General features: G+C 35.8%; 19 protein-coding genes and 1 tRNA gene. 16 read left to right on the top strand and 4 right to left on the bottom strand.

The features are described 5' to 3' along the window. Nucleotides 1-18: 18 nt before the first annotated feature. The gene (locus AN34_RS13640; protein ID WP_029286347.1) at nt 19-3000 is read right to left on the bottom strand and encodes a SusC/RagA family TonB-linked outer membrane protein; all 2982 of its coding nucleotides are present in this window, start codon (nt 2998-3000) and stop codon (nt 19-21) included. A 420-nt stretch (nt 3001-3420) separates the two neighbouring features. After that, nucleotides 3421-4446 carry a LacI family DNA-binding transcriptional regulator gene (locus tag AN34_RS13635; RefSeq protein ID WP_029286345.1) on the bottom strand — a complete coding sequence of 342 codons (1026 nt, stop codon included), beginning with the start codon at nt 4444-4446 and terminating at the stop codon, nt 3421-3423. A 317-nt stretch (nt 4447-4763) separates the two neighbouring features. Between AN34_RS13635 and AN34_RS13630 the strand changes: the two genes are divergently transcribed. Both AN34_RS13630 and dinB read left to right on the top strand, forming a co-directional pair. Next, complete coding sequence (locus tag AN34_RS13630; protein ID WP_029286343.1) at nt 4764-5123, top strand: PleD family two-component system response regulator; 360 nt, start codon at nt 4764-4766, stop codon at nt 5121-5123. Nucleotides 5124-5323: 200 nt separating this feature from the next. After that, on the top strand, nt 5324-6424 hold the full coding sequence (gene dinB, locus AN34_RS13625) for a DNA polymerase IV (protein ID WP_029286341.1): 1101 nt from the start codon (nt 5324-5326) through the stop codon (nt 6422-6424). Nucleotides 6425-6545: 121 nt separating this feature from the next. On the opposite strand, the gene AN34_RS13620 is transcribed toward dinB, so the two are convergent. After that, nucleotides 6546-7190, bottom strand: a complete 645-nt coding sequence (locus AN34_RS13620) for a DUF1349 domain-containing protein (RefSeq protein ID WP_029286339.1) — start codon at nt 7188-7190, stop codon at nt 6546-6548. Between the two features lie 165 nt (nt 7191-7355). On the opposite strand from AN34_RS13620, the gene AN34_RS13615 reads away from it, so the two are divergent. The 5 genes from AN34_RS13615 (at nt 7356) to AN34_RS13595 (ending at nt 11791) form a co-directional block, all read left to right on the top strand. After that, nucleotides 7356-8108 (top strand): response regulator transcription factor, encoded by a 753-nt coding sequence (locus AN34_RS13615; protein WP_029286337.1) that lies wholly within the window; start codon nt 7356-7358, stop codon nt 8106-8108. Between the two features lie 169 nt (nt 8109-8277). Then, nucleotides 8278-8937, top strand: coding sequence for a FadR/GntR family transcriptional regulator (locus tag AN34_RS13610; protein WP_029286335.1), 660 nt, complete (start codon nt 8278-8280; stop codon nt 8935-8937). Nucleotides 8938-8947: 10 nt separating this feature from the next. Beyond that, complete coding sequence (locus AN34_RS13605; protein WP_029286333.1) at nt 8948-9781, top strand: sulfite exporter TauE/SafE family protein; 834 nt, start codon at nt 8948-8950, stop codon at nt 9779-9781. 11 nt (nt 9782-9792) lie between these two features. Continuing rightward, nucleotides 9793-10194 carry a DUF1634 domain-containing protein gene (locus AN34_RS13600; RefSeq protein WP_029286330.1) on the top strand — a complete coding sequence of 134 codons (402 nt, stop codon included), beginning with the start codon at nt 9793-9795 and terminating at the stop codon, nt 10192-10194. 316 nt (nt 10195-10510) lie between these two features. Then, nucleotides 10511-11791, top strand: a complete 1281-nt coding sequence (locus AN34_RS13595; RefSeq protein ID WP_029286328.1) for an OmpA family protein — start codon at nt 10511-10513, stop codon at nt 11789-11791. Between the two features lie 129 nt (nt 11792-11920). Here the strand turns inward: AN34_RS13595 and AN34_RS13590 are convergent, their stop codons facing one another. Further along, complete coding sequence (locus AN34_RS13590; RefSeq protein ID WP_029286326.1) at nt 11921-13219, bottom strand: DEAD/DEAH box helicase; 1299 nt, start codon at nt 13217-13219, stop codon at nt 11921-11923. A gap of 337 nt (nt 13220-13556) precedes the next feature. On the opposite strand from AN34_RS13590, the gene AN34_RS21690 reads away from it, so the two are divergent. From AN34_RS21690 to AN34_RS13555, 9 genes are all read left to right on the top strand, one after another. Continuing rightward, nucleotides 13557-13718 (top strand): hypothetical protein, encoded by a 162-nt coding sequence (locus AN34_RS21690; protein ID WP_157263312.1) that lies wholly within the window; start codon nt 13557-13559, stop codon nt 13716-13718. Nucleotides 13719-13725: 7 nt separating this feature from the next. Beyond that, nucleotides 13726-13797: transfer RNA gene (locus AN34_RS21685), tRNA-Met, on the top strand. A 367-nt stretch (nt 13798-14164) separates the two neighbouring features. Beyond that, the gene (locus tag AN34_RS13585; protein WP_029286324.1) at nt 14165-15187 is read left to right on the top strand and encodes an LD-carboxypeptidase; all 1023 of its coding nucleotides are present in this window, start codon (nt 14165-14167) and stop codon (nt 15185-15187) included. Between the two features lie 230 nt (nt 15188-15417). After that, on the top strand, nt 15418-16713 hold the full coding sequence (locus AN34_RS13580; RefSeq protein ID WP_029286322.1) for a TolC family protein: 1296 nt from the start codon (nt 15418-15420) through the stop codon (nt 16711-16713). A gap of 43 nt (nt 16714-16756) precedes the next feature. Then, a complete protein-coding gene (locus AN34_RS13575) occupies nt 16757-17947 on the top strand; it encodes an efflux RND transporter periplasmic adaptor subunit (protein ID WP_029286320.1) in 1191 nt (396 codons plus the stop codon). Beyond that, on the top strand, nt 17947-18693 hold the full coding sequence (locus tag AN34_RS13570) for an ABC transporter ATP-binding protein (RefSeq protein WP_029286318.1): 747 nt from the start codon (nt 17947-17949) through the stop codon (nt 18691-18693). The genes AN34_RS13575 and AN34_RS13570 overlap by 1 nt, the downstream gene beginning before the upstream one ends. A 10-nt stretch (nt 18694-18703) precedes the next feature. Next, the gene (locus AN34_RS13565) at nt 18704-19927 is read left to right on the top strand and encodes an ABC transporter permease (RefSeq protein ID WP_029286316.1); all 1224 of its coding nucleotides are present in this window, start codon (nt 18704-18706) and stop codon (nt 19925-19927) included. A gap of 127 nt (nt 19928-20054) precedes the next feature. Beyond that, nucleotides 20055-21098 carry a sensor histidine kinase gene (locus AN34_RS13560; protein WP_029286314.1) on the top strand — a complete coding sequence of 348 codons (1044 nt, stop codon included), beginning with the start codon at nt 20055-20057 and terminating at the stop codon, nt 21096-21098. Next, nucleotides 21095-21793, top strand: a complete 699-nt coding sequence (locus AN34_RS13555) for a LytTR family DNA-binding domain-containing protein (protein ID WP_029286312.1) — start codon at nt 21095-21097, stop codon at nt 21791-21793. The genes AN34_RS13560 and AN34_RS13555 overlap by 4 nt, the downstream gene beginning before the upstream one ends. The last annotated feature ends 72 nt before the right edge of the window (nt 21794-21865 follow it).

Below are 21865 nucleotides of genomic sequence, written 5' to 3'. Positions count from 1 at the left end.
TTTTATGTTTCTTTGATATTAAAAACCAACATTTAAACCCAAAGTATAGGTTCTAGGTCTTGGATATAAATTGAAATCAATACCTGTAGATAATTCAGGATCTAAACCTTTGTAATCAGATACGATAAATACATTTTGCACGTTCGCTGAAATTCGCATAGTGGTATTGCTGTTTCTAGACAATTTACCAACATTATAAGATAGGCCAACGTTATCCATTTTTAAGAAGGATGCATTTTTGATAAAGTAATCACTCAAATACTGGATACCAGAACTTCCGGAGAAATTGGTATTATACAAATCTACACCTGCATTATTTAAAATTCCCTGGGTGCTTAAGATGTTATTTCTAATGCCAAAGTTTGAAGAGATATTATCATAAACATAGTTACCAATACTAGCCCTCAATACCGTAGTGGCTGTCCATTTCTTGTAAGTGAATGATGTATTGAAGCCAAAAGTGAAGTTTGGATCTGGTGATTTGTAGAAATATTGATCGTTGGTATTAATGATACCATCGCCATTTAAATCTTCATAAATTCCTTCTAAAGGCATTCCATTTGCATTATACACTTGTTTGTAAACAAAGAAAGCACTTGGAACCTGGTTAACAGCATTCCATTTTAATGTATTTCCGGTACCACCGGTAATGTCTCCGGCACCAACCTTCGATCCTGCATCAGGATTTAAAGTTAAATTGGTAATTTTTCTTTTGTTGTAAGCTGCATTTACCCCAAACTCCCATGTCACGTTTTCTTTCTGGATGGCCACAAAATTTAAGCTGGCTTCAGCACCTTTTACTTCCATATTCCCTACGTTGGTTGTCAGTAAATTGCTAAAATTTGTACCTACCGGGATGTTAATTGTACTAAGTAAGTCTTTTGTTTTTTTGTAATACACATCAACACTTCCATATAATCTTCCTTTTAAGAAACCGTAATCCAAGCCTGCATTATAGGTGGTAGTGGTTTCCCATTTCATGTCCGGATCGTATCCGGCAGGGCTATAATAATTGTAAAAACTGTTTCCAACCTGATATTGACCCTGATTGGTATTGGCATAGTATCTGGAAAGATAATTGTAGTTACCAATCGTTTCACCGTCTTTGTTTCCGGTTTCACCATAACTTAATCTCAATTTTAAATCAGATACCACTTTGCTATCCTTTAAAAAATTCTCTCCAATAATTCTCCAGGTAAAGCCAGCGGAAGGGAAATATCCCCAACGGTTAGCTTCCGAAAATCTGGAAGATGCATCTGCACGCATGGTTCCTGAAAGGATATACTTATCAGCAAGGGTATAAACAAACCTGCCATAGTAAGAAAGTAGTTTTTGTCTTTCTACCGCATTTAAGAATACCGGCGTAGTTAATATTTCGCCAGTTCCACGGTATGTAGGATAATAAAAGTTGGTGGTTGAGTTATCGTAATAACCATATCCGGCGGTAACATCAAATCTACTTTTAATACTTTCTACAGTTTTGGCATAATTTAAATAAAACTCTGAAAATTTATCAGAACCAGTATTTTGTCTGCTTTCGTAATAACCATTGGTTGATGCTCGTTGTGCTGCATAAATGGGTACAGCAGTAGAACCAGTGCCTTTAGAAATATCATAACCTAAGTTTAAATTCGCATGTAATTCTGGCAAGAAGTGAAATGAATAATCAAACCTTGCATTACCAAAACTTCTGGCCACGTCACCTTGATTATTTTGCTGTCTGATTAAAGCAACCGGATTACGTGGCGCATTCGGGTTAGGAACAGCTGCTGCTCCGGTACCTGAAATCCACTCGAAATAACCTCCAAATTTATTATCAGCGTAAACTGGCTGTGTCGGATCAAATTGAATGGCATTTTGAATGGCTGCATCATTTGGATATTGAGAATTGCTTAGCGTTCCTTTTAAACTTAAATCAATTTTTAAGTGATCTTTGAACAAACGCGGCGATAAAGTAAATCCACCAGTTGCCCTTTTAAGTTTTCCGGTGATGACTACACCATCCTGATCCAGATAGCCTGCAGAAACACGGTAAGGAACACCTTTAAACGATCCGGCGATGCTTAAATTATTATCTGTAGAGAAGGCATTCTGATAAATTTCATCTTGCCAATCGGTGCTGGCGGTACCAAGCAGTGCTTTCTGGGCAGCTGTTCCATTTGCATTTACATAAGCACGAACCTGATCTGCAGAAAACACATCTACTTTTTTAGCAACCGTAGCAATAGAATTATTGGTGCTAAAATTAATTACCGGCGCACCAGAACTACCTTTTTTGGTGGTAATTAAGATAACACCATTTGATGCTCTTGAACCATAAATTGCGGTTGCATTGGCATCCTTTAACACGGTAAAGGTTTCAATGTCGTTCGGGTTAATTAATGAAAGCGGACTCGGCGCATTGCCAATGCTGTTTCCACTAAAAGGAACACCATCTACCACAATAAGCGGATCGTTGCTTGCATTCAAAGATGCGCCACCACGGATACGGATCTGACTTCCCGAACCAGGTGCACCACCACCAGAAATAATGTTAACACCTGCTACTTTTCCTTGAATTAGTTGTTCTGGATTGGTAATGGTACCTTTCTGAAAATCTTTTGCACTTACCGTGGTTATAGAACCCGTTAAGTTTTTCTTTTCGGCAGTACCGTAACCGATAACCACCACCTCATTCAGTTTTTGCGCATCTGGTACCAATTGAAAGTTAACTGTAGCATTTCCAGCAACACTTACTGCTTTATCAAGTGTTTGATAGCCAATAAAGCTGGCAGATAAAGTTACCGAACCATTCGATAAACCTGCAAGTTTGAAATTTCCGGAACCATCTGTTGATGTACTTCTGGTGGTACCTTTTAAAACCACAGAAGCACCAGGTAATGGCAGACCGGTTTCATCAAGCACTTTTCCGGAAATTGATCCGGATTGTGCTTTTACGATTAATGCTGAAAAAACTAACAGCACCAAAAGCCCCTGTTTTAACAGGTAAAATACTCTCATATTCGAAGCTCTTTTAAGTATAAAAATTTGGTTAAATATTATAGTGATTTACACACAGGCCTAATTTACAGCGCAGAATGAGATTTCAAAATTTATTTAAAAAATATATTTTAGGCCAAAATAAAGTGAATTTAAAATTGTTGCTGAATTAACTTTTTCTTAAAATAAGAATTTATAAAAAACGAATTAAAAAAAATAAAGTATTTATAATCAATTAGTTAAAAATACAAAATCAATATTTAAAGTGTACTTTTTACACTAAGCCTATTTTAGGCTATTTTTCGGGAACGTTCCCGAAAAATGAAGGACAAAATTCATGGTGTTTTCGGGAACGTTCCCGAAATTTGATCAAAATTCTGCTTATTTTACACTAAGTGAAGATTTTTTTTGAATTTTCTGACCTTTAAAAAGCTTGAATTTTTAGGCCTTTTTTAACTGATTTACGGTTGAATTTCTGATGATAATCTCAGACTCCAAAACCACTTCATTTAAGAAATTTTTATCTTGCTCACAATCCAGAATTTTGAATAATAATTTGGCTGCTACATTACCAATTTCTGCCGCGGGTTGTGTAATGGTAGTGAGCGATGGATTTAATAGTGGTGCAATTTCCAGACTGGAAAAACTGATTACTTTTAAGTCATCAGGTATACTGATTTCTAAATCATAACAGGCGTAATAGGTGGCAAAAGCCAGGCGTTCTACAGAAGTAAAAACACCATCAGGCTTTAAATCGGTTAAAGCATTCTTAATGATGATGCTGTTTTCATCATAACTATTGCTGCAATCTACAATTAATTGTTCTTCAAAATCTATTTGATGTTTGGCTAAGGCATCTACATATCCCCGCATCCGGGTTTTACCAATAGATAAACTTTTGTTCACCACCAGATAGGCGATGCGCTGGCAGCCTTGTGCAATTAAATGTTCTGTAGCTAAAAAACTGCTTTTATAATCATTCGTTACTACCCTTGGTGTGGTAATGTCTTCATAAATCCGATCAAAAAACACTAAAGGCAAGCGCTTTGAACCAAATTCGTTTAGGTAATTGTGGTCGTTTGCTTCTCCAGATACAGACATGATGATACCGTCAGCCCTGCCATTATGCAGGTGCTTAATAAAGGTTACCTCTTTGTGGTAATCATCATCAGTTACATAAATGAGGATATGATAGCCATTTGCCCTGGCTACACGCTCTATACCATGTATTGCTTGTGAGAAATAATTATTGGCCAGCTCGGGCACAATCACTGCAATGGTTTTACTTTTTTGCTCTCTTAAATTACTGGCGTAGTGGTTAGGCTGATAGTTTAATTCTTTAGCCTTGGCAAGAATCCTTTCTTTAGTGGCTCCATTAATATCGCTGTTATCTCTAAAAGCACGTGAAATTGTAGAAGTAGATAAATGTAGAGCTTCTGCTAATTTCTTAATATTAATATGATCCATTTTGGCTCTAAACGCTAGTTTGAATAAATTTTGCTGTAAATATAGATTATAAAATTACTTTTTAAATCTCTTCTATATGGTTACTATATAATCAAGCTATTATTAGTATACATTTTGGGTTAATTTTCTTTAACACATCACCTTATTCTACCTCTAGAACAGATAATTAACGACTTAAACAAATCGAAAAGCGCTTAAACAAATAATCTATTTTTTTAAAACAAAAAACATAATTTATATATTAATACTATTAATAGAATTTATGATATTTGCTTTTCACCAATAACCACTAACTAATAAGACAAAATCTACACTAAATGGGAATTAAGAAAATACTCATCGCCGATGATGACGAAGGGATTGTGGATGCGATAACGATGATATTGGAGGTAATGGGCTATGATGTTGAATTTACTTATGATGGAGGCGTTGTGGTTGATGCCGTTAAAAATAAACCTGATTTAATTTTGCTCGACATCTGGATGAGTGGGCATGATGGCCGTGACATTTGTAAATTATTGAAAGGTGATCCTCAATACCAACAAATTCCTATTCTAATGATTTCAGCTAGCCGTGATATCAGACAATCTGCTTTGGATGCCGGGGCAAATGATTTTATGGAGAAGCCTTTTGAAATGGATGCTTTATTGAATAAGGTTAAGGAGCTTTTAAATTAAACTTAATTAAAAATTACTGTCAACAATAGAACCGATCTATATTTTAAATCATCGTCATAGTTATTAAAGTTATTTTAATGTATTACAAGATCCGGGTTAATCTTTTGTAAAGAAAGAGATTGATCATTTGATATCATGATAATTTTTAGAAATTTAACAGCTGACTTTTAGAAAAAATGCTGAAAGCCATCCTCTAATAAATGTCCGATCAGCCTGAAAGCACTTTAAGAAAGATTATTCATATTGATATGGATGCTTTCTACGCGTCGGTAGAACAACGTGATTTTCCGGAATACAGAGGAAAACCACTTGTTGTGGGTGGCAAGCCAGATAGCCGTGGTGTAGTTGCCACAGCTAGTTATGAGGCCCGGCAGTATGGCATCCGTTCTGCAATGTCTTGCAGCAAAGCGTATCAGCTTTGTCCCACAGCCATATTTGTATACCCAAGATTTGATGCCTACACGGCGGTATCAAAGGCTATTAGAGAAATATTCAGCCGCTATACGGATATCATTGAGCCGCTTTCACTAGATGAAGCTTATTTAGATGTTACAGAAGATAAACTGGGTATTGGTTCGGCAATTGATATTGCAAAATCAATTAAAGATGCCATTAAAAATGAATTGAACCTTACTGCATCTGCAGGTGTTTCCATCAATAAATTTGTGGCTAAAGTAGCTTCAGATATGAACAAGCCTGATGGACTTACTTTTATAGGCCCTTCAAAAATTAAGGCCTTTATGGAGAAACTGCCAGTAGAAAAGTTTTTTGGTGTTGGTAAAGTTACAGCTGCAAAAATGAAGGCCATGCAAATTAATACTGGTGCAGATTTGAAAAACCTAAGCGAATCGCAACTCATTGCCCAGTTTGGAAAATCAGGCAAATTTTATTACAAAATAGTGCGTGGCTTGGATAACAGGCCAGTCCAGGCACACCGGGAAACAAAATCTGTTGGTGCAGAAGATACTTTATCTGAAGACACGAACGACTTGGCAATACTTCATGATTTATTAAAACAAATTAGTGAAACGGTAGCCGCCAGGTTAGAGAAGCATCAGTTAAAAGGTAAAACCATTACCCTTAAGATTAAATTTGAAGATTTTAAACAAATTACCAGAAGTCGCTCATTTTCAACACCATTTAATCAAGCTGCACAAATGCTCCAGGAGGCCGTAAAATTACTGGAAGAAGCTCAATTGGGCCATGCAAAAGTTCGACTGCTTGGCATTACGCTCTCACGTTTTTATGAAGATATACCAGCTGAAGATATTGAAAGCAATCAGCTAGAATTTGATTTCTAATAAGCATGAGCAATCAACTTCATTTTAATATCAGCATGATAGAAGTGAAAAATGGAGAGCGTCAATCATTTCTTTTAATTAAGCCTTCAATCAAAAATAGCAGATTAATTAAATCTTATCATTAATGTGTTTTTAACCATTCCAGTCTGCGCTGATCTGGCAAATGTTTTACCTTAAAGTTTTCAAATTTAGCTTCAAAGCCATTCCCATCCGGACTAGCTGCCATTAAACCCACCATTACCGGTGTATTATCCTGCAAAGGTGCATTTCGGGTCATAATGTAATTTTTATCATCCAGAGAGTAAAAAATCTCCACTGCATCAAGTCGGCGTACCACTTTAATCCAGATAAATGGCGGCACTTTTTCTAGCGGAAGCACACTCCAATCGCTTTTATCATGCGTAACTACTGTGCTGATGTTAAATTTCCCATCTACAAACTCTACCCCTGTTTTGATATAGTTCTGATGATCTATCCTGATCATTAACCCCATTTGATCAAATCTGGCTTTGTAGGCCCCGGTGAGTTTTACCTTGGCTTCGAATTCGCCACCATAGGTAGCATAATAAAATGGTGCATCATCAACAGTAAAGCCATAATGAGAAATACGCCAATAATCGCTATTTGGTGTAACCTGCATGGTTAAGGTATTGTTCTTAATTTCCCATTGATCTGGTTCATTAAACCATTGCATTTTTTCTAAACTTTGCGCCTTTACTTCGTTTAGTCCGCATAAAATACCTATTGCCAAAATAATTCTTTTCATTTAATATCATTGATTAATTTATGGTCATCACTAATTGTGGGGCATGCAAGTTATTGAAAACATTTAATCCCTTGCTCAATCACCATCCAAATGAGTAAGTTCGCAAAGTTATTTAACGCTTCAACCAATTTCAATGGTCATAAATAACCATCAATTTTTAGTTAAATGCGAGATCTGTTAGATATTAAACTCTTTTCTCAATCTTTTGAAAAGATCCAAAATCCTGTTCAAAAACTGGATAATGCGAAGCGTATTGCCCAGATGTATAGTCAATTCGAAAACTGCATTGCAGTGTTAAGCGATATGAAAGCCAGGAATAGCTTCCTTTACTATGGCGCTCTAGCCAGTCAGCTTGGACTCGCTGCACAGGATCAGGAAATCAAATCCATTTGGGAAGATCAATTATTAAGCAAGGTACATCCTGAAGATTTACAGAAAAAATACAGACTCGAATTTCAGTTTTTTCAACATCTGCATAACACAGACACTGAAGAACGAATGGATTATGAGGTCATCACTAAACTTAGGATTAAAAACAAGGAGGGTAAATATGTATTGATCAGGCACCGTTTATTGTATATCTCCAGTTCGGATGATGGCAGCATCTGGTTGGCACTGTGCCTTTACCATATGATTTATGACCACCCGGAATTTGAGATTCCACAAGGCATCATAATCAATAATAAAAGCGGAAAAATCATTGAGCAGAATGAAGCGCAGTTTAAAGTACTCCTTTCCCCAAGAGAAAAAGAGATTTTACAGTTAATTAAACATGGTCAAAGAAGCAAAGAGATTGCAGATAAGCTGGCGCTAAGCATCAATACCATCAATCGCCATAGACAAAATATATTTCAAAAGTTGAATGTAAGCAATGCAATGGAAGCTTGTAGAATGGCTGAAACCATGGGACTCGTATAAAGGTAAATAATATTTAACTTATTTAATCCTTATTAAGGTAGTTTTAAAGCATAAAGCTGTAAATACTTTCGACGGTCTTGAATCAGAAGTAAAAGACTTATCATTTCATTTAACGTAAAAATGACAACAAAACATATGATGTTTAAATTAAACATCATATGTTTGTATCATGAATTCATCTACAGGACAAAAAAGTCTTTCTCAGAAAATTTCCGCAGCCATTAGGGCAGATATTCTTGATGGCAAATTTGAGATAGGATCAAAGATTCCCTCAGAACCAGATTTAATGGTTAGTTATGGCGTAGGTCGTTCAACCATTAGAGAAGCCATTAAGTCTTTAAGTCAAGCAGGCGTACTTACAGTTAGACAGGGTTATGGCACAATTGTAAATGACGTTTCAAGTGAACCTATTGAGGAACGTTTAAAAAATTCTGATTTTAAGGAAATAAATTATGTTAGGGGTCTGCTGGAAAAGGAGATTGTGACATTGGCCGTGAAGAACAGAAATGATCAGCACCTGTCTTTAATGGAAAAAGCTTTAGCGAAAAGAAAGGCGGCTATAGTTGAAGGAAATCACGAAAACTGTATCGCAGCCGATTTGGAATTTCATACCAGGATTGCTGAAGCATCAGGAAATAAAGTGCTATTTGATTTATATAAAAGCTTTACCAGCATCATTCGCGACTTTTTTACACGACGTGAGCCTTCTGGACTTACTCAATTTGCCATGAGTCACCATTTACATGAAACACTTCTGGCTGCAATAAAGGAACAACATATGGATCAGGCAATAGCCACCATCGCATATATATTAAATAATAATCATTAATATTCTAAAAATGTCAATTCTAACTTTCACCATTATACTCATTTTAGGCGCATACCTCGCCGGCCTTGTTGGTTCATTAACCGGCTTGGGGGGTGGCGTTGTTGTAATCCCATTATTAACTCTTGTATTCCACGTAGATATCCGCTACGCCATTGGTGCCGCTTTACTGGCTTCCATAGCAAACTCCTCTGGCGCTGCAAGTGCTTACATTAAAGAAGGAATGACCAATATCAGGCTAGGTATGTTTCTCGAAATTGCCACAACTGTTGGTGCGGTAATAGGCGCATTGATTGCGGTATACACCCCAACAAATACTATAGCCATTCTATTTGGAGCCGTGCTACTTTTTTCTGCAGCCATGACACTAAGAAAGAAAAACCAGGAAGCTTTAACAGAAGGGAGCAAGTGGTCTGCCAGACTGAAGCTTGATAATAGCTATCCTACCCCTAACGGATTAGTGAATTACAAATTAAAGAATATAGGTGGCGGCTTTTCGATTATGACGCTTGCAGGGGTAATGTCAGGGCTATTGGGTATAGGATCGGGTGCTTTAAAGGTTTTAGCTATGGATACTACAATGAAAATACCTTTTAAGGTAAGTACAACAACCAGTAATTTCATGATAGGTGTTACGGCTGCGGCAAGTGCAGTGGTTTATCTGCAAAGAGGTTATATGGATCCGGGTATTGCCTTTCCTGTGGTACTTGGCGTATTGGGTGGCGCATTCACCGGAGCAAAACTATTAACCAAAATCAATCCGACAACCTTAAGATGGATCTTTTGTATCGCCATCACTTTTGTAGCAATTGAGATGATATACAACGGATTACAACACAATTTTTAATTGAAGGAAAAATGAATCAAAAAATAGAATCAGCATCATTACACGAAAAAGATGTAGAGAAAACTGTTGGAAAGTTATTAAGAACAGGCGTAATCATAGCCAGTTTGGTGGTTTTAGCAGGAGGTGTGCTGTACCTTAAAAAATTTGGTGGTTTAGCCAGACCAGATTATCATATTTTTAAAGGCGAAGAATCAAGTCTGGTTACTTTTAATGGAATTTTTAAAGGCTTTTTTACGGCCAAACCTGCAGGCATTATCCAGTTTGGCGTATTGTTATTAATTCTGACGCCAATTTTTAGAATATTATTTTCGTTAGTTGCCTTTGCTATCGAGAAGGACAGACTTTATGTTTGCATTACCTTAATTGTCCTAAGCATTATTTTAGCTAGTACATTTGGTGGGCTGAATATTTAAAAAATTGATTGAAACTGATAAAGTTAACACATTGACTTACAAAGTTTAGTAAGCCATTGAATAGGGAAACTTCGTCAGTCTGTTAAGAAAATAAAACTCCAATGAAACTGATGAAGTCTGTTGACCTTCAGACCTTTGAAACTTAATAAGCTAGACAATCACAGAGTATTCCCTAAAGCACTACCTCACTCCTTTTTAGAATAAAAGGCTCATTTATCTGCCTTATAGAAGATAATAATCATTTTTTTTAAACAATGTAACTTTTATAGTGAAACAAAATATATCGGTTCATGTTAGTATGAAAAAATTGATTAACATGAACAGAAAAATTACAAAACTAACGATGGTGATGGCTTTAGTAGGATTATCATCACAATTGTTTGCACAAGAATCAACGCCAACTACTTCTGGTAGATTTGGCAAACAACCCTTAAGAACCTGGAGTGTAGGTGCACAAGGTGGTATATTTAGCCAAAACACTATTCTTGGTGGTGGAAGCGTTACCGCAAGAGAATTTAAAAGTATCGGTTACGGTGCCTTCGTTAAAAAACAAATCTTACCAGCTTTAGGCTTACAGGCAGACTTTTTACGTGGTGAAATGAAAACTATCGTAGCACCTAACGTAGAACAGAAAAACAGCATCAACTGGGCTGGATCATTAACAGCGGTATTAAATATTGCTAACTTCAGCTTAAATACTGAAAACGCTGTATTAATTCCTTATATTAAAGCAGGTGCTGGTTATATGGCTTCTGATTCTCAAGTGGGAAGTACTCAGGTTTTTACGGACAGAGAAGGCTGGTACATCCCAACCGGAGTTGGATTTAAATTTGGTGTTTCAAAAGGAATCAACATTGATTTAGGTTATGATATCAACTTCATTAAATCATCTCCTACTGTTAAAAATGCATATAACGAAAGCAGATATTCTTACTCTCACGTAGGTTTAGAGTTTGCTTTGGGTAACAAAGAAAATTCTCAATTACAAAACTATAGCGCCATTGCGGATCTTCGCAAACAAAGTGCTGAAGAAAGTGCTGAATTAAGAAGAGCTTTATCTACTGCTGAGCAAAATGCACAACGTGACAGAGATCAATATGCTAAAGACATGGCTGATGATGATAACGATGGTGTAGCTAACAAATTTGACAAATGTCCTGGAACAGGTTCAGGAACTGTTGTTGATGGTTCTGGTTGCCCAATTAAAGTACAACGTGAAATCATCAGAGAAACTAAAGTAATCACTGAAGAAGATCGTAAAGTAGTTAAAGATGCAATTTCTAACTTAGAATTTGATTTAGGTAAATCTACTATCCGTTCTAAATCATATGCAAGCTTAAACAGGGTTGCTGGTTTATTGGTAGACAAAAACTTTAGCTTAAAATTAGCTGGTCACACTGATAATACTGGTGGCAGAGAGTTAAACTTACGTTTATCTAAAGAAAGAGCTGAATCTGTAAAAGCTTATTTAGTATCTCAAGGTGCTAATGCTTCTAGAATCGAAGCTACTGGTTACGGTCCTGATCAACCTATTTCTTCTAACAAAACTGCGACTGGTCGTCAAGAAAACCGTCGTGTAGAATTTACATTATACTAGTCAGTAGTAAAATGCAATAGAAAAGCCCTGATGAAAATCGGGGCTTTTTGTGTTTTAAGAACTTTAGGAGATGGAGAAAAAGATAAGAAACAATCTCTCCATCATAATATTTCCAATCAAGATTATAGATTAGGATAATCCTTTTTTATTCTTGTATGTCATTTTAGCTTTCGTACCTGCACTATAATTATAGTTTTTTAGATTGCTGGCTTTCTTCTCGTGAAATGCAGCACCTCGTTCAGACTGATCTTCACCATCATCACTTTTCTTTTTCTTTGGCTTGGCTGTAGGGTCAACAATTTTTACATCTTCTGGTAATTCCATTGCCTCCATCCGTTGACCAATAGCCTGCTCAATCTTTTTTACCTCAATTAGTTCTATATCCGTTGAAAAAGTAATGGCAACTACTTCTTCATCCTGATGTTTGATAATCCGTTGAATTAAAGTTTCCTTTTGTTCTGGTAATTCAAAATGAATAATAAAAGGAATGTTCTGAAGGTCAAGATCACCCAGGTTTTCATTAGCCACAATTAATACCCTTGAATTTGGATTGGATTTAAAGTCCTCAACATCATCATAACCTTTATCATCAAAAAACAATGATCGGTAAATGGTATATTCCTCATCATTGGAATGATTGAAGTTTTTATAAACTGTTTGTGCTGTTAATCGCGTATTAACGAACACCACAACTTTATCAAAAAATTCAGTGTCATTCATTAATAAGGTTAACAAATTTAGTTTAGTTCTAAAATTTGGAACCTGATATAACATTTGCTGATAAACTTCAGCTTGTTTCTCACCAATCTCATCAACTTCAATAGTTGTTGCTGAATCTTTCATAAACGGTGAAATCATGAGATTTAATTTCTCATGCATCACTTCAGTAAAAACAACGTGCTGAGCTTTATAAGCACTATTTGCTAACTCCACAACAGGTAATTGTAAACCCTTTTTAACGATTAATTCTGCATTATCAACGATGAACAACTGAATTTTATTGGTATTGAGTGCAAGTTTGAGGTATAAGGCTCGTGCCCTATCTGGAACAGCCACGATGATATCACAACCATCTGTAATCTCATTCATTTGAGTATCCACTGCTCCACGACTGTCGATTCCTAATATTCTGAAAGTTTTATTTCTATTTAATAAGTTAAATTGTTCAAGCACATGATCAACATGCTCAATGTCAGGAACAAGAATTAAAGCTCTCGGCGCTTCTTCAAAAGCATATTTCAACTTCATTAGGGTGGCTAAAACATAAGTTGTTGTTTTACCCGATCCCTCTGGTCCTACCGCAATAACATCCTGCCCACCTAAAATTCTTGACATGGTTTTGAGTTGGATTTCCTTTGGAGTTAAAAATCCTGCATCAGTCATGGCTGCAACCAGTGGCTTACTTAGTTTTAATTTATCTAATGACACGCTTATTTTTTTAATGTTTGAAAATGCAAATATCCTCAAAATAATTAGCTTTTAAGAAATTGAATTTAAAGGCCCACAAAACTATACATTCAAATCATACAAAACTTTAATGCTTAATCGCCATCATTTGAGAGATATATTAGAACCAATATCAATAAATCCCATATCAATCCATCCTAATTTGATATATTAAAAATTTATTTATCTGTAAATCAGTATTTTATTTAATTTAAATGCTAAAAGACTATAAAATCTATAGATATTATATACTAATTTATATATTTGTATAACATTAATCATTAACTAAATAAGTGTTAAACCATTAAAAGCTCAAGCGATGTCTGTTTATTTTCAATATCCCGCTATATCAGAATATCCAAATTTGATTGAAATAGCAACTCCTGAAGTTAAGGATCAGAAAAAATTGAAAGATGAAGATAACTTAAATGATGAACAGATAAGAGAACTGAGTGATTTTTTAGCACTTAAATTAATTTAACGAATACGGCCAGTTGACCGATTGGAAGGTTGAGGTTTCATAAACCTTTATATAATGGTTCGAATCCATTACTAGGCCACTAAGTGTATCTCATAGCACTTAAACCTGATGATGCTCAAATCAGGGAAATTTGGTTATCTTATATTTGTTTTGTTGTTAGCAAAGGCTATTCGCGATGAATAGCCTTAACTTTTAAAGCGGCATAGTATAATTACTCATACCCCCTATCACCAATCTATTAAGCAAATATTAAAAATTCTAAAATATTTTTTAATCCAAAACATTTTATTTTATTCATGGTTATCTATATAATTCACATTATACTAATCTATTACAGATTAATTTGTTTGGTTTAAGAAAGGGATTTATGGATATAAATCCCTTTTCTTTTTTGCAAATTTTTTAAAGCCTATATTAGTTGCTTCTAAATTATGTCTTAAATTTTGATGAACAGAAAACACTTCCTTTCTTCATTTATCGCGGCAGCAACGGCATTTCCTTCATTTGAAACGCTGGCCAGTGTAGTTGATAACGAACGCTCATCATTTAAAGTTCCCCCATTTTTAAATAAAGGAGATACTATCGGAATTACCAGTCCTGCGGGATACATTACCATAGAACAGATTCAACCTTCCATATTACAAATGCAAAGCTGGGGTTTTAATATCAAAGTAGGTGAAACTGTTGGAAAACGAGATTTTACATACGGTGGAACGGATGAAGAAAGGTTAGCAGATTTTCAAAAAATGCTGGATGATCCTAATATCAAAGCCATTATGTGTGCTCGTGGTGGATATGGTTTTGTACGGATTATTGATAAACTGGATTTTAATCATTTTATAAGATATCCTAAATGGATTATAGGCTTTAGTGATATCACCATTTTACACTGCCACCTGGCGAAAAATTATGGCATTGCTTCTATCCATTCTAAAATGTGCAATAGCTTTCCTGATGATTGGTTAAAAGCTGAATCGATTCAAATAGAAACCATTTTATCTATAAAAAGTGCACTAACTGGTCAGGCCATGACCTACTCAGCTCCTGCAAGCATAAATAACAAGCTAGGTAAAGTAAATGGGATCTTGGTTGGCGGAAATTTGAGTATTATAGAAACACTCGCTGGCACAAAATCGGATTTAGATACCAATGATAAAATCCTTTTTATTGAAGATACTGGCGAATATCTTTACAGCATTGATAGAATGCTTTGGAATTTAAAGAGAAGCGGCAAATTGAATAAATTAAAAGCGCTGATTATCGGTGGCTTTAAAGTTAAACCCGATGATGAAGGTGAAGCGTTTGGTAAAACCATCTACGAAATTGTCCTTGAGAAAGTTATAGAATATAACTACCCTGTTGCTTTTGATTTTCCAGTTGGTCATCAAAAGAATAATTATGCATTAAAATGCGGCGTAAATCATTTTTTGGAAGTAAGTGCAACTGGTTCAATATTGCAAACGATCTAATTTTAGTTTAACATATAAGCCGTAAGGACATTAAGCTTATGTGTCTTATGTGGTTAGTCTTTTTCTGTAAAAAACTACAAGTCCACAAACTTTGCAATAATCCAGTTATCTCAAAGTTTACACCTTTCATCTCTACATTTCTTCCACTCGTCTCAATTCATAAATAAATGAAATGTGCGGATATATTTTTGTGTTCAACAGATCAGAAAAAGACATAAAATTTATTCGCCATGAGCAAATGCATTAAATATTTTATCATCTTCATTTTACTGGTTACCTCAAACCGGATAAAGGCGCAGGAAGTTCCAAAAGTATGGGATTTAAAAACAGCTATTGATTATGCTAAAGAGAAAAATATCAGCATCAATACTTTAAGACTCAGTTCTCAAACTGTCGAGCAAAATTTAATTGCATCAAAATCGGCTGTTCTTCCAAATCTAACAGGTAATGTTTCACAGGCCTTAACCAATTATAAATCTGGTTTACAAAATACAAGTGGTTTTGGTTTGAGTTCAGATCTGACTTTGTACAATGGAAGTTATTTGAAAAACGATATTAAAGCGAAAGAACTCAATTTACAGACTGCAAATCTATCTGTTGAGGCAGCTAAAAATGACATTACCATATCCATCACTCAGGCTTATTTAAATATTTTACTGGCAAGAGAAAACATTACTTATTTAAAGGATCTTCTTAGTACAAGTGAGGCTCAGGTAAAACAATCAGAACAGCAATTTAAATTTGGAACCATCGCTAAAAAAGATCTCTTGCAGTTGCAGGCCACTTATGCCAATGATAAATACACTTTAATTACTGCTCAAAACACCTTACAGCAAAACATTTTAACTTTAAAACAATTGCTACAGATACCTACGGCAGAAGCCTTTGAGGTGAGCACTACAGATACTGTTCAAACACCACAGGTATTGGATAATTTAGCTTCCGCACAGGATAAAGCATTACGAACCCGTCCGGAAATAAAAAGCGGAGAATTAAATATTCAGCTTCAAGGTGTCGAACTTCAAAAGGCAAAATCTACACTTAGGCCAAGCTTAAGTTTAGGTGGTTCGCTTTATACCGGCTATAATAATAACAATCTAGGGAGTTATACGAATCAATTGAACAATAGCTTTTATCAGAACATTGGGTTAACACTATCCATCCCCATTTTTGATAGACGTATCACGAAGACCAATGTAGCAAAGGCGAACATCAATATTGAACAGGCACGATTATCACTTTTAGACACCAAAACAACGCTTACTCAAAACGTTGAACGGGCATACATTAATGTGCAAAATGCCAATAGCCAATATGCAGCTGCGCAAGAGCAGTTTAATTACACAAGTGAAGCCCTAAGAATTTCGAATGCAGCATTGAAAGAAGGCACAAATAATATTGTAGAAAACCTGCAGCAAAAGAATTTATACGTCCAGGCTTTACAGGCTTTTGTTCAGGCGAAATATACGGCTAACTTATACACTAAAATCTATAATTTTTATACAGGCGTTCCTATAACTAACTAAAACATCGAATTGGCTCAAGCCACATCAATTTAATATTCAAATCATGAAGAAGAAAACCATATTTATTGTCATAGGCATAGCAGTAGCAGCGTTTGCAATTTGGTACTTTGCTTTGCGTAAAAAAGAACAGTTGATTGTTCTCGAAACTGAGAAGCCAACTACCGGTTACATTTCGGAAAATGTAACTGCAACAGGAAAAGTTCAACCAGTTGATACCGTTGCCGTAGGTACACAGGTATCGGGCACAATTAAAACTTTATACGCAGATTTTAATTCGAAAGTTAAAAAGGGCCAGTTATTGGCTGAGTTAGATAAAACCTTATTCGAAGCATCAGTAAATCAATACCAAGCCAATTTAGTAAGTGCACAAAGTGCTTTGATTTATCAACAGGGAAATTTTAGTCGCCAAAGTAATCTGTATAAAGTAGGTGCGGTAAGTAAAGCCGACTATGATAATGCTTTATACACCTATAATGCATCTAAAGCCTCCGTAAATAGTATTAAAGCACAATTGGCTACTGCGCAGAAAAACCTCTCATTGGCAAGTATCTACTCACCTATTGATGGAACTGTACTTTCCAGAAGCGTGAGTGAAGGTACAACTGTAGCAGCAAGCTTTAGTACACCAACTATTTTTAGTATTGCAAAAGATTTAACCAAAATGCAGGTAGAAGCGTCTGTAGATGAGGCAGATGTTGGTAATATCACTAAAGATGAACGTGCCACTTTTACGGTTGATGCTTATTTAGATGATACATTTAAAGGAACTATTCAGGAAATCAGATTAAGCCCTTCAATTTCATCAAATGTTGTTACTTATAAAACCATCATAAAAACGGGAAATGATGACAATAAGTTGAAACCGGGCATGACCGCCAATATTACCATCTTCACGAAAGAAGTAAATAACGCCCTGCTTATTCCGGTTAAAGCAATTAAATATACGCCAGATTCTACTTTAAACGCAAAGTATAAAATGACATGGATAAATCCTGGTAAGAAACCAGCAGGTGTAAATGAAGCCTACGTGTGGGTTCAGAAACAGCCATACGAATTGATTCAGAAAAAAATTAAGACGGGAATTAATGATAATACACATGTGGAAGTTATAGATGGATTGGGAGCAAGTGATGTAGTGATTACCGGTTCACAAATGATGGGTAAAGCTGCAGGAAGTCAAAGCCAGTCAAGTCCTTTTATGCCAAAACGGCCAAGTGGAAATAAAAAGAACTAATGGAACAGAAAATATTAGATATCCGTGATTTGAAACGCGAGTTTGTGATGGGAGACCAAACCGTTCGTGCATTGAAAGGAATCACATTTGATATCAAAGCCGGAGAGTTTGTGACGATTATGGGAAGTAGTGGTTCTGGTAAAACCACATTGCTTAATATTTTAGGCTGCCTGGATAAACCTACTGAAGGCAGCTACCTCCTTGACGGCGTTGATGTTAAAAGTTTGAACAGGGATGAATTGGCTGGTTTAAGAAACACAAAGATTGGTTTCGTATTTCAGGCCTACAACCTGCTACCCCGAACATCTGCACTAGAGAATGTTGAACTGCCCTTATTTTACAATAAAACAATTTCAGCAGATGAGCGGCACAAAAGAGCTATAAAATCATTGGAGTCGGTAAAGCTTGCAGAGCGTTTTGATCACACCCCTAGCCAGCTTTCTGGCGGACAGCAACAACGTGTAGCCATTGCCAGGGCATTAGTAAATCATCCTGTAATGATTTTAGCAGATGAAGCAACAGGAAATTTGGATACCCGAACATCATACGAAATTATGGCACTGATGCAGGAATTAAATGCTGAAGGAAAAACAATAGTATTTGTTACCCATGAACCAGATATTGCATCATTTAGTACCAGAACGATTATGCTTAGGGACGGAAAGATTCAAAAAGACAGTATAAACACCAATCAACGTTCGGCGAAAGAGGCCTTAGCCAATTTGCCAGAATCTGATGATTATTAAATAAAAGATCATGGCCATTTTAAATTTATTAAGAATAGCATTTTTAGCCCTGCAAAGAAATAAGCTTCGTGCTTTCTTAACCATGCTCGGAATTATCATTGGCGTTGCATCGGTAATCGCAATGATGGCCATTGGCGAAGGCTCGAAACAAAGTATCAGGTCCTCTCTTTCGGGCATGGGTTCCAATATGATCACCATCATGCCACAAAGTAATGAGCCTGGCGGTGTTCGTTTACAAGGAAGCAGTATACAAACTTTGAAAATGGAAGATATTACCGCCATTCAAAAATTGCAATCAGAAAACATCAACGGTTTATCTCCGGTAGTGTCTACTAGCGGACAAGCCATTAAAGGTGCCTATAACTGGCCAACAACCATTACGGGGGTAAGTACGGATTATTTAAATATCCGCCAGTTAAAATTGAAAGACGGTATTCTTTTTTCGGAAAGAGATGTAAAAAGTTTTGCTAAAGTTTGTGTTCTTGGGCAAACGGTTATTGACAATTTGTTCCCTGATGGTAGTAATCCTATCGGTCAGATTATCCGTTTCAAAAGCATTCCATTTCAGGTAATAGGCGTTTTAGAAGCCAAAGGTCAGAGTAATTTCGGACAGGATCAAGATGATATTGTTCTGGCGCCATATACTACTGTTCAAAAACGGATTACTGCAACCAATTATTTGCAGAGCATTTATGCCTCAGCAACTACCGAAGCCAGCAGTGATGCGGCGACAGTTGAAATCACCAGGGCAGTAAGAGAAAGCCATAGGTTAACAGCTGCAGAAAGTGATGATTTTCAGGTGCGTACACAGGCAGAGTTAATTAATACCATCAGTGCAACAAGCAGTATGTTAACTGTCTTATTAACTGTGATAGCGGGTATATCACTTTTTATAGGTGGGATTGGGATTATGAATATCATGTATGTTTCTGTTACTGAGCGTACCCGGGAAATAGGCTTGAGAATGTCAATCGGTGCCCGTGGGCAAGATGTGCTGATGCAATTTTTAATAGAAGCGATTCTGATTAGTATTACTGGCGGGGTGATCGGTGTAGTATTGGGTATCACTTCGGCTTATCTCGTTTCATTTTTACTGAACTGGCCAATCATGATATCTGAATCATCAATCATCATTTCCTTCATTGTTTGCGCCATTACTGGTATTTTCTTTGGTTATTATCCGGCTAAAAAAGCATCAAATTTAGATCCAATCGATGCATTAAGATACGAATAGTATTAAGTTAATAAAGGACAATATTTTTTTGAATAACTGTAGAAATATTTGCACGAAAAATTCAGCACATCATCAATAAAACATAATAAATAATAACTTAGCGATGAAGAGCGTAAAACAGCAGATAATGACAATCAATTTCTCAAATAAGTGGGTTAAAGCTACATTGCATATTCTGGTGTGGGCTGTTTTAGTTACGTTGCCATATATCATGAATATAGACAGAGGTCGCCCTCCCCGATTATTAACCAATTATGAAGAAACTCAATTCTTAAGACTTAATTTTCTGAGTTACTTTTATTGGATAGCCGTTTTTTACCTCAACAGTAAAGTGCTAATCCCCTCCTTTTTCTATAAAAAGAAATATCTTTTATATTCTTTATCTTTTTTTGCTTGTTTGCTATTGGCGATTACCGTTCATGCAGTAATGTTTACAAGTTTGCTACCTGATTTGAATTTCAACATCGGTAGAACAATTTGGTTTAATACGCCAACATTTCTACTTACCATTGCAGCAAGTACAGCCTTTACCATGATCTCGGATAGAATGAGTGAAGAAAAAAGAATTTTACAACGAGAGCAGGAAAATATGAAGACTGAACTTTCTTTTCTCCGTTCACAAATCAGTCCGCACTTTATTTTTAACGTATTAAATAACATCGTTGCGTTGGTTCGTTTGAAAAGCAATGAGTTAGAACCAACGGTAATGAAGCTATCTGGCTTAATGCAATATATGTTGTATGAAACAGATGAGGAAAAAGTCTCTATTAAAACTGAAACTGAATATTTACAAGCTTATGTTGATTTGCAGAAACAACGCTTTGGTAAAAAAGTAAATATTGAAACATGCATTCAAATTGAAAATGAATTTGATGAAATAGAACCTATGTTGCTGATTCCCTTTATTGAAAATGCTTTCAAACATGGTGTCGGAATGATTGAAAATCCTCAGATTTTTGTTGATTTGAAAACAGAAGATGGAAAACTAACTTTCAGTGTCAGAAATAAATTTAACCCTGAAGAAAATGAAGTTAAAGATGAAGCTTCAGGTATTGGCCTGGTTAATGTAAGCAGAAGGTTAAATCTAATTTATGGCGATAATCATCAACTTATAATTGATAAAAACGGCAACTGGTTTAATATAAGCTTAACTTTAAAATTAACGATATGATCAGCTGTTTAGCCATTGATGATGAACCTTTAGCTTTGCAATTACTGGCAGATAACATCAGCCGGATTCCCTTTTTAGAATTAATTGAAAGTTGTGACGATGCCTTTGCTGCTAACAAAATAATGCAAGAGCAGCCGATTGATCTGATTTTTATAGACATTCAAATGCCTGGAATTACAGGGTTACAATTTATCCAAAGTCTGGTGAAAAAACCAATGGTCATCATCGTAACTGCTTATAAACAATACGCTTTGGATGGTTTTGCGCTGGATGTAGTTGATTACCTGATGAAACCAGTGTCACTTGATCGTTTTATGAAGGCTTGTAATAAGGCCAAAGATTTATATGAGTTAAAGCAATCGGCCACACAACCAAGTTTACCAAAACAAGATTATTTCTTTGTAAATGTTGGATATAGTCTAGTGAAGATTAACTTTCCAGAAATCACTTATATTGAAGGATTAAAAGACTATGTTCAGATTCATACTGCTACAAGTCCGAAAGCTGCAATAGTGAGAACAAGCATGAAAGCAATAGAAGAAGCCTTGCCAGCTGATTTTGAAAGGATCCATAAATCGTTTATTATAAATGTTAAAAACATAACGGCTATCCGTAAAAATGCAGTATTTATAGCCGATAAAGAATTACCTGTAAGTGAAAGCTACAAAGCTGTGATTGAGAAATTAATTAAATAATTTGTATTTGGAATACCAATTTAAATTTAACTTATCTGGTTTTTGGTCGAGATAGATAAACCGAAAAGATAG

Origin of the sequence: Pedobacter sp. R20-19, assembly GCF_000708265.2 — a bacterium.
Classification (GTDB): Bacteria; Bacteroidota; Bacteroidia; order Sphingobacteriales; family Sphingobacteriaceae; genus Pedobacter.
The sequence above is the reverse complement of the archived record's forward strand: the minus strand, read 5'-3'. Positions and strand labels throughout refer to the sequence as shown.

What these genes read in the sequence shown, in the direction of transcription:
- AN34_RS13640 (WP_029286347.1), bottom strand. Translation starts at nt 3,000, where the DNA reads ATGAGAGTATTTTACCTGTTAAAACAGGGGCTTTTGGTGCTGTTAGTT.
- AN34_RS13635 (WP_029286345.1), bottom strand. Translation starts at nt 4,446, where the DNA reads ATGGATCATATTAATATTAAGAAATTAGCAGAAGCTCTACATTTATCT.
- AN34_RS13630 (WP_029286343.1), top strand. Translation starts at nt 4,764, where the DNA reads ATGGGAATTAAGAAAATACTCATCGCCGATGATGACGAAGGGATTGTG.
- dinB (WP_029286341.1), top strand. Translation starts at nt 5,324, where the DNA reads ATGTCCGATCAGCCTGAAAGCACTTTAAGAAAGATTATTCATATTGAT.
- AN34_RS13620 (WP_029286339.1), bottom strand. Translation starts at nt 7,190, where the DNA reads ATGAAAAGAATTATTTTGGCAATAGGTATTTTATGCGGACTAAACGAA.
- AN34_RS13615 (WP_029286337.1), top strand. Translation starts at nt 7,356, where the DNA reads ATGCGAGATCTGTTAGATATTAAACTCTTTTCTCAATCTTTTGAAAAG.
- AN34_RS13610 (WP_029286335.1), top strand. Translation starts at nt 8,278, where the DNA reads ATGAATTCATCTACAGGACAAAAAAGTCTTTCTCAGAAAATTTCCGCA.
- AN34_RS13605 (WP_029286333.1), top strand. Translation starts at nt 8,948, where the DNA reads ATGTCAATTCTAACTTTCACCATTATACTCATTTTAGGCGCATACCTC.
- AN34_RS13600 (WP_029286330.1), top strand. Translation starts at nt 9,793, where the DNA reads ATGAATCAAAAAATAGAATCAGCATCATTACACGAAAAAGATGTAGAG.
- AN34_RS13595 (WP_029286328.1), top strand. Translation starts at nt 10,511, where the DNA reads ATGAACAGAAAAATTACAAAACTAACGATGGTGATGGCTTTAGTAGGA.
- AN34_RS21690 (WP_157263312.1), top strand. Translation starts at nt 13,557, where the DNA reads ATGTCTGTTTATTTTCAATATCCCGCTATATCAGAATATCCAAATTTG.
- AN34_RS13585 (WP_029286324.1), top strand. Translation starts at nt 14,165, where the DNA reads ATGAACAGAAAACACTTCCTTTCTTCATTTATCGCGGCAGCAACGGCA.
- AN34_RS13580 (WP_029286322.1), top strand. Translation starts at nt 15,418, where the DNA reads ATGAGCAAATGCATTAAATATTTTATCATCTTCATTTTACTGGTTACC.
- AN34_RS13575 (WP_029286320.1), top strand. Translation starts at nt 16,757, where the DNA reads ATGAAGAAGAAAACCATATTTATTGTCATAGGCATAGCAGTAGCAGCG.
- AN34_RS13570 (WP_029286318.1), top strand. Translation starts at nt 17,947, where the DNA reads ATGGAACAGAAAATATTAGATATCCGTGATTTGAAACGCGAGTTTGTG.
- AN34_RS13565 (WP_029286316.1), top strand. Translation starts at nt 18,704, where the DNA reads ATGGCCATTTTAAATTTATTAAGAATAGCATTTTTAGCCCTGCAAAGA.
- AN34_RS13560 (WP_029286314.1), top strand. Translation starts at nt 20,055, where the DNA reads ATGACAATCAATTTCTCAAATAAGTGGGTTAAAGCTACATTGCATATT.
- AN34_RS13555 (WP_029286312.1), top strand. Translation starts at nt 21,095, where the DNA reads ATGATCAGCTGTTTAGCCATTGATGATGAACCTTTAGCTTTGCAATTA.